Consider the following 12,438-nt stretch of genomic DNA (forward strand, 5'->3'; position numbering starts at 1 on the left):
GGGGGGGAGTTTTTGCGTCAGCAAAGCCGGGGGGGGGTAACGCGGATCTTGATAGTAAGTGACTAGAACTCGCTCATTACGTTTTTATCAGGGTTTCACGTTAAGTTGACACCACTGAGCATTGCTGTGCCCCTACAGTACGGGTTGACGTATTATCAACAAACGTCTATGAAAGGCTAAAACGACATTAAATAGTTTCACTGCGAGAAAAACCCAACAACTAGCAGAGGCAAAAGTATTAAGATAGACACAATCAAAACGAGGGTTGCTGGCTCAATTTTAATTTGGTTCTTGTGTGGGTCGCTCATTTGCCATTCTCTCAATCAATTAAATATAATAGCCCAGCCTAATAGATGTTTATAGTTTTTTCCAAGACCAATGAGGTTGAGAAGTGTAAATCTTTATCTAGCTCTTGTAACTTAGCACAGAGCCGATTGTAATTTTAAATTCACAATTCTGCTGTATTTTTGATTTTACAAACTTTCAATTCCTCAATTCATCACTCCATTAGCTTATTTCTTCCAAGGGAGTTTTGTACCCATTTCTGTCAATGCGGAGAAGATGAGATAGAGAATCAGTAACCCAGCAGCTGCAAAGAAAGTTAGTAAATCGTTATCCATAGATATTGTTAGCTAAAAGTTTGCTTATCATAACCAGATTACCGCAATACCATATCTAGCTAATGACTCTCATCACCTCAACGATAGATGAACAGTTACAGCAATTTGCACTTGAACATACCACAGTAGGGGCACAACAATGTTGTGCCCTTAGGATAATTTAGCCATAAAAAATATCCCACTGTTCACTGTAAAATCCTTGTTCTCTCAGCTTTCTTAATTTTGAATTTTGAATTTTGAATTTTGAATTCGTATTAATCTCTACCGTTTCTCTGTATCTGTAATCTTTGGTCTTCTGGGTGCAAAGTGAACCAACCGTACCAGTGACGAACTGCTAGCCAAACGGCGGAAAGTAAACCGGCGACGCTGAGGGTGAGGCCGCTAAAGGGTACTAATAATCCAAAGATGGGTAATACTGCTCCAGCAATAGTGCAAATAATAGCAGCAAGGGAAGTACTACGGCTAGCGCCTAATCCCCATGTTAAAAACAATAAAATCGTGGAAATGAAAGTCCAAGCCAGCTGAGGATTTATCAAGCGAGCCAGATAGGTCAAAGCTAATAGACAAGCAAAGAAAATACTACCAGCGATCGCGATATTTTTAAAACTCATGGGCAGTGATAAATATAACAATAATATCCACCACAAAAATATCGCTGGTGCTAGCAATAACAGTCTGGGAATGATACCAGTGTGACGAATTGGTTCGGTGTTGGTAAACACTCCAAATGGATTTTTCACTGAAACATTATCGTTAAATATCCAAGTAAATTGAGTGCTGCGTCCATCAACTTTAATCTCATTCGGTACAATACCACTGGCGAAATCAGCAGGAGCAAAGTTAGCAATTGCTGTGAGGCGGAAGTTAGAAAGCAACTGCCCTTCGGCGCTGTAAACCCAACGCGGCCCTCCTTGAGCTTGATAGGTAACTCGAAAAGTGGTTGCTTCCCCTGGTTGCAGACGGAAGGGAAAGCCATAATCCCCAGGATTGGTTTGTTGTAATCTAGTACCGTCACGCTCTACTTTGTAGCTAGCAAGCAGCGAATAGCCATTAGGTGGCGGTGCTTCAAAGAAAAAATTATTAACATTGTTGAGTTGGTTAACTACTTTATAATCAGCAGTGTATTCCACGCGATAAATTGAACTGCGACCGGGAACATCTACGCTTTGGTCGAGTTTGACTTGAATTTGCGAACCACCCAACGTTAAAAAGCGGGTAACTTCCCGCGTATCATTGACCTTAACTATCTTGCCGTTGACTTGGGTGGTGTAAGAATATGGCTCTTGAATAGAGTAGCGTACTTGAGGAGCAGACTGTTCGAGTTTTTCACCGGCGACGCTTTCCACCACTTGAGCCACCTTTGCTTGTTCCCAGTGATGGTAGCGGTTGCTCAAAGTTGAACAGAGAAAAAATCCCGGCACTAAGAGAACTAACACTAAAGTTAAATGTTGTAATCCTCGTAAAAGTTGGGAATAACGAACAGCCCATTCACCAATGACAATCACATTTTCGGTTTGATGGCGACGTAGAGAAAAACTCACCAGAGCGATCGCAATTCCCAAAGCTATAACTAAAAATACTAATAATACTGAAGCTGTAAGTGCTTGAGTTCCAAATTGCACAAGTTCAGTCGGATGTGTTAAATCTGGTAACCCAGGAATACCTTGAGCAGAAGATGACATTGGCGTATTCTTGCAGAATTTGGAGAACCAGACTGATAAAATCTCTGAAAAGTTTCTCCACCATAGTTTTATATGATACCCGAAAGTAGGATGGGCGAGATGCCCACCTGACAAGAGTTAATTGGATATTTTTTATTTGTCAGTCCCGAAGTCCTAACTAATTCCGAAAATTTTTGCACTCCTCAATTCCAAGTCTTAAATTCTGAATTCTGAATTCTGAATTCTGAATTCTTCCTCAAGATTCATCCAACCGCCGTTGCCATTCAGCATCAATTTGTGCAGAACGTTCAACTTCCTGTTCTAGTAAGTCGGTTTCGGTGGAGTAAACCAAATCCTCATCGCCAATGAATTTTTCTGCTGCAAATTGACGAGCAAAATCCAGCTTTTGCTGCAAAGAACTATCCGCGCTTGCTAATAGCCTAGCGCGAGAAAGGCGATCGCGATTGCGGGCAGCAATTTTTTGATTCCGCCACTGAATCCAAAAATAACGCAATAATGGGATGCCTAAAAAACCAATTCCATAAGCCAATAGCAACCAATAAATTCCTTGGACAAAAGCCACTAGTCCACCTATTTGAGCAGCAGCGGTGCCATTTGCTAATAAATTTCCCAATACTAAAGCACCAACAAAATTGAGTATCCCCAAGCCAGCACTCAGCATAATTTGTCCTGAACTTGCAGCACTAAAACGCCAAGGAAATTCTTCTAAATAAACTGCTATTGAACGACGACGCTTTTTGGCTGCACTTATCTGCAACTCTGGGAAGTAATATACAATTTGTCCTTCGTCGCTAACGGATGGTTGTCCATTAAATCGTGTCAGAACCGGCAGCATATAATCTTCGTAATCTCTTTGATATTCCTCCCCAATGTCATCAAGATACGGGGAAATTTGTTCAGCTACCACTGCACCACGATTATTCCTAATTACCGTAGCAATTTCTTGCCAGCGACGTTCTTCTAAATTAGCGTTAGGATTACCATCACCAAATAAAAACGAAAACACAGCTTCAAAGAAATTTAAATCGCTTTGTTGTCGCCTTTCATCTCGCCGTTGTTGGTAGTGAGTGTCATAATCTGGACTAAAATACCAAAATAAATTTGGGAAATAGAAGAATCCACCACCGGAATTACTGCTCCCGTTATCGCTGTCACGGTCTGAATTGGCAGCGGTCATGATAATAATGATGGTAATAGTTATCAAGGCTATGGAAACAGTTAAGAAAATTCCAAAAGAAATCCGAATCAGGTAAAACAGAACATTCCAAACTTTTTTCCACCATTCCTGTAATCGTAACTGGAAATATTTATTACGTAAAATTGTGCGAAAATTTTTTGGAAATAGGTAAACAATGTCACCTGAATCTGCTACTTGTAAATGTGCGCCAGCTTCAGATGCTAATGCCAATAAACCTTGATTAGCTTCAGCCACGTTCAATCCTGCCTGAATTGCCACATCACCAACGGTGACACGGTAACCCATCTGTTCCACTGCTTGCATAATGGTGGGATTGAGAGTCATTCCTCTCCCCTCCTGCGAAAATAAATATACTCTTTCTTTTCAAGTATAAAGTTTTATTTTAAATCCCTCGTCTCCGGCATAAATAAACCAACAAATAAGATGACACGCAACATGTTATAATTATTGTCCTTGGTTTAATTAACCAGCAAATTTTTTGCTTAAATATGGTTCAGTATACTCTCGCCCAAAGCCCAGAAATTATCCTCACTGTTTCTGGTAAAGATTCAGCTAAAGCCCGTGACAAAGCAATGGATCAGTTAATGGAACTGATGGATGCAGGTAAGTTACCCACGGAACTAGAAGAAGGATTTGGCCCCCAACAATTAATTGAGGTTAAAGAGCCAAGTGTTGATACTGCTAACGGTGAGGATGCCATTACCCAAGCCGTGCAAGTTCTGAGTAATCTAGCAACGCTCAAGCTGAAAGTTCAAGAATCACGAACTGAAGCCTTGGAAATTCGTCAAGCAGTTGATGTTCTGTTCACTGACGAATCAGTGAGTGAAGAGGAAATTACTCGCCTCAAGGAAGGCTTTAAAGTTCTGAAAAATTTTGCTCAAGCTAATGTGCGTTACCAAGAAGCACGAGCTAAAGCACAAGAAGCTAGGCAAGTTCTAGATCGAGCTCTGAAGTCGCCTGATAAGTAATTGTTCGAGTCATGTATTTTAAGTTGTTTGAATCCAAATGCAAAAAGACAGGCATAAGCACCTGTCTTTTTATTTACTGGGGCGCTAGGATTCGAACCTAGGAATGGCGGGACCAAAACCCGCTGCCTTACCACTTGGCTACGCCCCAACAAGTTCACCCTACCTAATATAGCAGCTAGTCATGGGTTTGTGTCAAGTACTTTTATCGTTGATTTTAGTAGGTGAATTTTTGACAATCCTAGAGTCAAGCAGTGAGTGTTTGAAGCGATGACACAAACCTTGGTTTACCGAAAAGCCAATTCTCTATGAAGATGCGCCTAATTATTTTGGAATATAGCAAATTAACATCAGCGTACTTATACGTTCAAAAAATCTAATATTTGGCATAGCCTCATCAAGAAACGGCATCAGAATTCAGGAGCCAGAAGGGTTAAAGAATGAGGACTTACGCAAAATCATGAAAAAACATAGACGCGGAGCGGCTTGCCGCAGGCTACCGCATTCGCGTAGCGTCTCGTTAGAGAAGGACGCAAAGTACACATTTGCCGTTCGCGTAGCGTCTCGTTCGCTCTTAGCGTCTCGTAGAGAAGAGAAGGCGTTCCCGTACCACTTCGTGGAAGCAAGCTACGCGTAGCGTCTCCGTCAGGAGAAGGGTAGAAATAAGAGTTTCAGAGAGTTTTTGCGTAAGTCCTAAGAATGAGGAAAAATATTTGATTAACCAGTGTACTATTGTAGTAGATGCCTCTAAATTCTGATTTCTGACTCCTGGGTGCTAAATTCTGACATTTTTTACCACCAATTGATTAATCGATGACAATTACTTCGAGTTCAATTTTTTGCCCGCTGACAAAATGTAAAAATTGAGCCATTTTAATCAACAAAAGTATTGCATAGCTATTTTGTGATTTAGTCAGTATCCAATTAGTTGTTTTAGCTGAGAACATCGCTTTGCCAATGGACATTCCTCTAAGCTTACTCAGTATTTTGAAATTAGCAGTTTTGAATACTGAACCACAGTTGGGTGCTGTATTATCTTGATGTTTTTTTGCCCAATGTTGTCTGGAAACTATAGGATTTTCTGTGAATGTTTGCGGTTCAAATTTAAAAACTGCACTCAATATTAGTTTGGAGTGGACACCAGTAAATATAGTTTGTCGATAATCTCGTACAATTTGACTGTTATCAAGTGTTTTTATTGAACCGTCTTCAAAGAATGTTACACTTTCCACAAAGTCATATATTGTACATCCATGTTGCCTTCCCCTACCAGCGTTCATTGCCAATGCACCACCAATAGTTGCCGGCACAGACGCCAGATAATAAAAAGAGTCCGCGGAGTTTTGGTAACAGTGTTTTAATACCTCCATAATCGAAACAGAAGAAGACACTTCTACTCTGTTATCACCTAGAGTTTTTATGTACTTGGGTAGTTTATTTTTCAATATCAATGATTGGATATTCTTTCTGGCAAACAACGTGTTAGAGCCATTTCCAATTATGTAAATATTGACTTTATTTTCTTTGGCCCAATTACAGTATTCCTGTAGTTCTTCAATACTATTAATCTCTCCTACTCGCTGAAAGTTATGTTGGGTTCTGTAGTGAGAAAGATTATTTGATGTTAAAGATTCAATTTTCAAATTAGACATTTTAATTATTTTAACTCCTGATTCAATACCGCCTTACTTGTATAATCATTACTTGTTTGTGGTGAAATCGCTTGAAGTAAATGTTGTTTCGATTCTAGTATTTTTGAGTCTAATATTTTTGATACTGACGCATAATCAATATCAAAAGTTTCTTCGCGAGTTGGCTGTTCATTGAAAGAAAATATGCGGTTTTCCAAATTTAAATTCTTCAGCAAATCTGCAACTTTATTCTGTTTATCACTACGCAGAAATACATTAAAAGGTTTTTGAAAAATAATAGAAAATATAGTGCCGTGAAAAGTATTGGTGGCTATGTAAGATGCTTCACTAAACAGTCCTAACCACTCTTTTGGACTAGCACTTTCTAAATTTATCTGTGCTATTTCCTTGGGTTCATCTACTGAAACTATTGTAAGATTTTCAGATTTTGCTAATGATTTGATAAATTCTGCTTCTTTTGGTTCTATTTCATCATGAAAATATAACAAAATATATTTACCTGGGATTTTTGGAGGAGTTTTAATTTTGTCATATTCAATTAAAAAAGTAGGATCTAAAACTTTTATAGCTTTTTGGTTACATTCGTTATTAATAATATTTGCACTATTGGAATCACGAACTAAAATAGTTTCAAATTGAGCAATTAAATTGGAAATTGTTTCGCGGTAATTTCCTAGCTTTACCGTATTTCCAAAACTAGCAGCATAGCTGATTTTACGAGTAGTTTCTTTATTAATAAAATCTAAAAAAAAAGCAGAATCAAAACCTCTAAAGGAATCTAGACACCATACTTGGTCGCTGCCACATATTACTACGTCATATTTATCGCGATAGTATTCTAAGCCTTTTTTATCATAGAATTTTTTCGGACTCAATTTGACAAGAGAAAGTAAAAACCGTCTCATTTTCCAAGCTCTGGGAATGTTCACAAAGATTTTTTCAGGCTTTTTCAGGGGAATTAAAGGTCTCAAGTATTTCCATACTATTTTTAGGGGTCGATAGTCTATGATTTCAACATCATAGCCTTGGCTGTTAAGGAAAGTCCAAAGCGCACAAGCTTGGAGTGTTGCTCCATAATTGGTGACATGGTGAAAAGTTAAAATTCCAATTTTCATTTTTGCTCTCTGCAATCTAATATGAATTCAGGACTAATTTGATGGTACGCAAGCAATTAAACTTCCTAGTTCTCTGTATGTCAAATCTGACAAACACTGGCAATCAAAATCTCAGCAGTTGTGCATCTTGGATCAATCAAAATCTTGCACAATCCAGTATGAAGATGCTGAGTAATTAAAGCTAGTGTTTGTTTATTAACTCAAGGAATTAGGACGAAAAAAATAATTATAGAAGCTACTTGGTTTGGTTGACCATCGCAACTTTCTAGACCATGTGATTAATTTGATAAATAAATATTGGGATAATTTCATTCAAGTATCTGCAATGTAATTAAGTGTAAGGATTCTTTGAAAAATTTAATACAATTTCAGCATCTATTAATGTGTACTTACTGGAGTACTAGTGTATTTTTATTCCTTAAAGCTCAACCTTGAATAAGAGTCTACCATAACATTTTTGTAGTTTTATTATTTTTTAATAAACTTTTGTCCATAAAATTCTTTGAGAAGTGAGTCTTTGTAATTTCAGTATTAAATATATCGCTAGTTATATTGTTCGAGTTTAGTTGATGTATAAATTCGCTAATAATTGCTTATAAGAGCATAGACACATTTATATTTTTTACTTTCTTAGTCTCCAGTTTCTTGCAGGAAGACAGCTACAATACGACTTGATGAAAGTAATTGCTTAGTAGCTAGCCATATAAAGAGTGGAATTGTTCTAGAATAGCGACCAAAAAGCCGACGTGGTTCTTGAATCCATCGATATAGCCACTCAAGTCCTAAGTCTCGAATTACACGGGGTGCGCGTTTGTGGATTCCTGCATAAACTGGGAAAACTCCACCCAGTCCAATCATCACAGCTTGTATTTTGCCCTTGTGTTGAGCTATCCAATTTTCTTGTTTTGGGCATCCCAAAGATACTAAAACAGCATTTGCACCACTAGAGTTAATTTTTTTAATCAAAGCTTCATCTTCAGTTGGAGTCAAAGGACGAAACGGTAGAGGTTCCATAGCCGCTATCTTTACTTGAGGAAATTCGCGCTTTAACCTTTTTTCCATCCTCGAAAGAATTTCTGTTTGCGAACCTAAAAAGAAAATACTGAGATTTTGTGTTTGAGATAACTGACACAAAGCCAGAAAAATATCCATCCCCGCTACGCGGTCTTGGTGGATGGCTCCCATTTTCCGCATCATCCACACAAGAGGCATACCATCTGGGGTAACTATATCTGCATTTCGTAATAGACTAGCAAACTCTGGATTCCAGTGAGCTTCAATCAGCATATGTACATTTGCTACATATACACTTCTACTCTCACGCTTACTGGCCCATTTGATTATTGTTTGCACCTGGTCGTGAAAGCGTAGAGCCGTAATAGGAAAATCAAGTACTTTTTGAGTAGGTAGAAGCACTCTTGCCACCATAAATAATTCCTGTGTCCAATAAAAGAATCCATAGATTACCTAGACCATTCCGAATATTGAACAATTCAGATTAGATAACTCCTGGCCTTTTTTAGGCTTGTGTTATCTTTGGAAGCTAACACATGGAGGTGCAATTGCCTTCTCTATACACTTTTTGGCTTTTCTGGTAATACTAGAATTATTCGTTGCTGTGTTTTAGTTTACTGGTATAACCAAAGGATTTCAGAGGCTGTTTGATAAAATTCATGTTTCCTTCATAATTAATTTTTAATTGATTCATCTAAGCATTACAATTTCGATAAACTTCTCAAAGATTATATTTTGTATTATGTAATATTGGTTACTCTTGATTTTTGTAACAGTAAAAATACTATAAACCTACTGTCATAATTTTGGCACCTAAGTATGCAATTGAGTTAAAAATCTAAATTATACTTATTTTTCTGCTAAAAAAGTTTTATTATTTCTTTATTATTACAGATTAAACTCAAAGCCTGTGTTTAAAATACATAATTTTAATTTTTGTTGAAGGTAACAGGCAAAAAATAAGGGGAAGATGGATTTATCTTCCCCTGCTGTATTATTTTTGTTTTGGTTAGCTTTGTTACTTTCCTTGAGTTTTTGTCTTAACATTTGTCTTTGCTTTTTGAGTTGTCGCTTCCTGGCAGAACCGCCTCTACCCTTATCATTCCTCCCTTCTTTACGGGGAGATTCCCATCTTTTGAGTCGCATAACCTTTTACCTCTTGTGATATTCAATATTTAAGTACGAAAGACAAAGAATACTATAAAACTGTGACTTTTCTAGTAGATATGTTGTTTTGTAAGTGTGGTTATTTACTTTTATATCATGTGCTGTACTATATTACATAATATAACATAAATTCCAAGTAATTTATTGATTATTCTTCGATCGCGACGTAATTTTTAGCGACTTGATAATAACAATCACTCACTATAACATTAACTGTTTTGGTAGTGGGCAGGAGGAGAATCGAACTCCTATGACCGCAAGGTCGCCACATTTTGAGTGTGGTGCGTCTACCAGTTTCGCCACCCGCCCTAATATTCAACTTCACTATTATACTCTATTTACTAATTTTGCAACAACAAATATCAAAATTGATTTTCAGAGTTTTGTTGTGATGAATAACTTGATAATAAACGCATATCTGGATTTTACTTTTTTACCCACCAGGCGATGATTTGAATGTAAGCCAATACGGTTCAATTGAAGTTTATCGCTTAAATACGTGTAAACTTTAATAAACTAGCATCAATATCTTGTAGCTTGGCACAGCCGCTAAGCGCCATTGCGATGTTTAACTCATCTTGCAGAAGAGAGATGACATGAGATACACCAGCTTTTCCTGCTACTGCTAGTCCCCACAAAATGGGTCGTCCGATGAGTACAGCTTTTGCTCCTAATGCTAAGGCTTTGAGAATGTCTGTGCCCCTACGAATACCTCCATCCAACAATACTTCTACCCTACCATTGACAGCTGGTATAATTTCAGCCAGAGCATCTAAAGAAGCGATCGCACCATCGAGTTGTCTGCCTCCATGATTAGAAACAATAATTGCTTGGGCACCATATTCCACAGCCCGCAATGCATCATCTGGGCGTAAAATTCCTTTGAGTACTAGGGGTAGTGGAGATATAGACTGCAACCATTCCAAATCCTTCCAAGTGACTGCTGGGTTGAGCTGTTGAGCAAAATAGGTAAACAACCCCGATTCACCTTTTTCATGGGAAATATCCAACCCTGAGATAGTTGCTAGATTAGCTAAATGTAAGTCCAAGGGTAAAGCAAACTCATTACGTCTATCTTTTTCCCGTTGTCCAAGCACTGGTGCATCTACAGTAAGACAAAGTGCTTTATAACCTGATTTATAGGCTTTTTCTACCAAAGCACGAGTTAATCCTCGGTCTTTGTGAATGTAAAGCTGAAACCAGCGTACCGAATCTGGAAATTGCTCGCACGCACTTGCTACTTCTTCAATGCTCTTTGTTGCCATTGTACTTAAAATCATACCTATACCAGCTGATGCCGCAGCTAAAGCCGTAGCAACTTCGCCATCCGGATGAGCCAGACATTGAAAAGCCATCGGTGCAATCAACAAAGGTAGTTGCAGGGGTTGTCCTAAAATGGAGGTGTTGAGATGGCGATCGCTAACATCGACTAATACACGAGGTCGTAACTTGATTCGCTCAAAAGCGGTACGATTGTCTCGCAGGGTGATTTCGTCCCAGGCTCCACTACTGTAGTAGTCAAGGGCCATTTGGGATAAATAGTCTTTCGCGAGTTTTTCGTACTCAAACAGGTTAATGGGTTGAAAGCGATGTTCGTTGGGTACAGCTGTCATGGTAGCGATGGGGCATTAAGCAATGAGATATTTTTGAATCCCACCACAGTTATGATAAATCCTTCAGGAACCTATTGATTTTTTAGGTGTACCAGTACTTGAGGGACTTGCGAGTAAAAAAATATTCTATTGCTACTGTTAATTGTTGACCTTTGACGGTTCACAGTCAACAGTTAACAGTTAACAATTTTAAGGAAATCATTTATCTTTTGGACTTCCCTATGGTGAAGGAAAATTGAGAAAAAATTCTAAGTAAATTTACCAATTTCGCCAGCCGCCTTTGGGTGCGACTTCATCATTTTTAGGCTTGAGTCCGTGACCTTGAATTAAAGATTGATATTCTGTGCTGCTTGCCCAACGGTCAATTTCTCGCGCCCGTAGCACTGGTACTGGATGGGTTAATTGGGCTGTGCGGGCAGCTTTGACCATTTCACCGAGTTCGGTCTTGCTAATATCATCGTAAGCACGGGCTTGGGCAACAAAAGCATCGAGGTTGAGTTGCGGTGCTAAAGCCGGAGAACCACCAGCTAGTTTCATCAACACCGACATGACAACTTTGGGGTCTTGGGTTGCTAGCAATGCGGCGCGATCGCAGGTAAACTCAGCGCAGCGCACCCATTCCAAAAGTTGCGCTTGTATTGCTTGGGCAATGAAGCCACCGACATTGGGGACAATTGCCGCAGCTAATATTAATAAATTCACAGGAGTCAAGTAAACGCTATGGTCGCACTTGAGGTGTCCCAATTCGTGGGCAATTACCGCTTGGATTTCCTCTGGTGTGAGAATATCAATTAAAGATGTGTGCAAGACAATAAAAGGCTGCTTACCTCGCACCGCAAAAGTGTAAGCATTGGGAGCCGGATGCTGGCGGACGTACAACTGGGGAGGCTCTATATCCAAGATTTTGCAAGCTTCTAACAACAGCTGGTGTAAATCAGGTAGCTGCTTTTCACCCACCAGAACGCTTGAGGCTATATTTTCCACATAAAAAACCTGCTCTGCCATTGGCCCTAACCAATTTCGCACCAACATATCGATACCTGGTATCTGCTTGAGGGCATTAGTAGATTCTAGGTCTAATGGATGGCGAAACGAGTCAGCCTTTAAACCAATCAGGGGGGTTTTGTAGAAGGACATAGTGCAGCAAGCTATGAAAAATACAACTGTGGAAGCTGGCTGGTTAAATGAACAGCCTCCCACAGATAGTATAGCGATTTAAGTGGGGTCGGCTATGGTTAGAGGAGAAAGGGAGACAAGGGAGAGGGGGGAGACAAGGAAGAAAGATTGCTACCTTAGACCTCTTGCTTGCATTGCTTTTTGGACTCTTGTGGTCAAAGGGATACATGTTAATGGTTCGACAAGCTCACCAACCGGGGAAAGGGAAAATACCAAACATGCATCCCCTTTCCCCC

Annotated in this window: 9 protein-coding genes and 2 tRNA genes; 1 reads left to right on the forward strand and 10 read right to left on the reverse strand. The window is 39.1% G+C overall.

The window, feature by feature from the left end:
• Positions 1 to 874: 874 nt before the first annotated feature.
• On the reverse strand, positions 875 to 2,302 hold the full coding sequence (locus GNE10_RS23280) for a hypothetical protein (RefSeq protein WP_185567197.1): 1,428 nt from the start codon (positions 2,300 to 2,302) through the stop codon (positions 875 to 877).
• A 235-nt stretch (positions 2,303 to 2,537) separates the two neighbouring features.
• A complete protein-coding gene (locus tag GNE10_RS23285) occupies positions 2,538 to 3,824 on the reverse strand; it encodes a hypothetical protein (protein ID WP_185567198.1) in 1,287 nt (428 codons plus the stop codon).
• Positions 3,825 to 3,988: 164 nt separating this feature from the next.
• On the opposite strand from GNE10_RS23285, the gene GNE10_RS23290 reads away from it, so the two are divergent.
• Entirely contained in the window at positions 3,989 to 4,468 is a 480-nt protein-coding gene (locus GNE10_RS23290; RefSeq protein ID WP_185567199.1) for a hypothetical protein, read from the forward strand.
• 76 nt (positions 4,469 to 4,544) lie between these two features.
• On the opposite strand, the gene GNE10_RS23295 is transcribed toward GNE10_RS23290, so the two are convergent.
• The 8 genes from GNE10_RS23295 to GNE10_RS23330 all read right to left on the reverse strand — a co-directional run bounded on the left by GNE10_RS23295 (position 4,545) and on the right by GNE10_RS23330 (position 12,163).
• A tRNA-Gln gene (locus GNE10_RS23295) sits at positions 4,545 to 4,616 on the reverse strand.
• 655 nt (positions 4,617 to 5,271) lie between these two features.
• Entirely contained in the window at positions 5,272 to 6,117 is an 846-nt protein-coding gene (locus GNE10_RS23300) for an FAD-binding protein (RefSeq protein ID WP_185567200.1), read from the reverse strand.
• 5 nt (positions 6,118 to 6,122) lie between these two features.
• Positions 6,123 to 7,232, reverse strand: coding sequence for a polysaccharide pyruvyl transferase family protein (locus tag GNE10_RS23305; protein WP_185567201.1), 1,110 nt, complete (start codon positions 7,230 to 7,232; stop codon positions 6,123 to 6,125).
• Between the two features lie 630 nt (positions 7,233 to 7,862).
• On the reverse strand, positions 7,863 to 8,660 hold the full coding sequence (locus tag GNE10_RS23310; protein ID WP_185567202.1) for a WecB/TagA/CpsF family glycosyltransferase: 798 nt from the start codon (positions 8,658 to 8,660) through the stop codon (positions 7,863 to 7,865).
• Positions 8,661 to 9,134: 474 nt separating this feature from the next.
• Positions 9,135 to 9,392 (reverse strand): hypothetical protein, encoded by a 258-nt coding sequence (locus tag GNE10_RS23315; protein ID WP_185567203.1) that lies wholly within the window; start codon positions 9,390 to 9,392, stop codon positions 9,135 to 9,137.
• 246 nt (positions 9,393 to 9,638) lie between these two features.
• Positions 9,639 to 9,722, reverse strand: a tRNA-Leu gene (locus GNE10_RS23320).
• 182 nt (positions 9,723 to 9,904) lie between these two features.
• A complete protein-coding gene (locus GNE10_RS23325) occupies positions 9,905 to 11,026 on the reverse strand; it encodes an alpha-hydroxy acid oxidase (protein WP_185567204.1) in 1,122 nt (373 codons plus the stop codon).
• Between the two features lie 258 nt (positions 11,027 to 11,284).
• The gene (locus GNE10_RS23330; RefSeq protein WP_185567205.1) at positions 11,285 to 12,163 is read right to left on the reverse strand and encodes a M48 family metallopeptidase; all 879 of its coding nucleotides are present in this window, start codon (positions 12,161 to 12,163) and stop codon (positions 11,285 to 11,287) included.
• Positions 12,164 to 12,438 lie beyond the last annotated feature (275 nt).

The organism is Nostoc sp. 2RC (genome assembly GCF_014222165.1).
Classification (GTDB): Bacteria; Cyanobacteriota; Cyanobacteriia; order Cyanobacteriales; family Nostocaceae; genus Nostoc; species Nostoc linckia.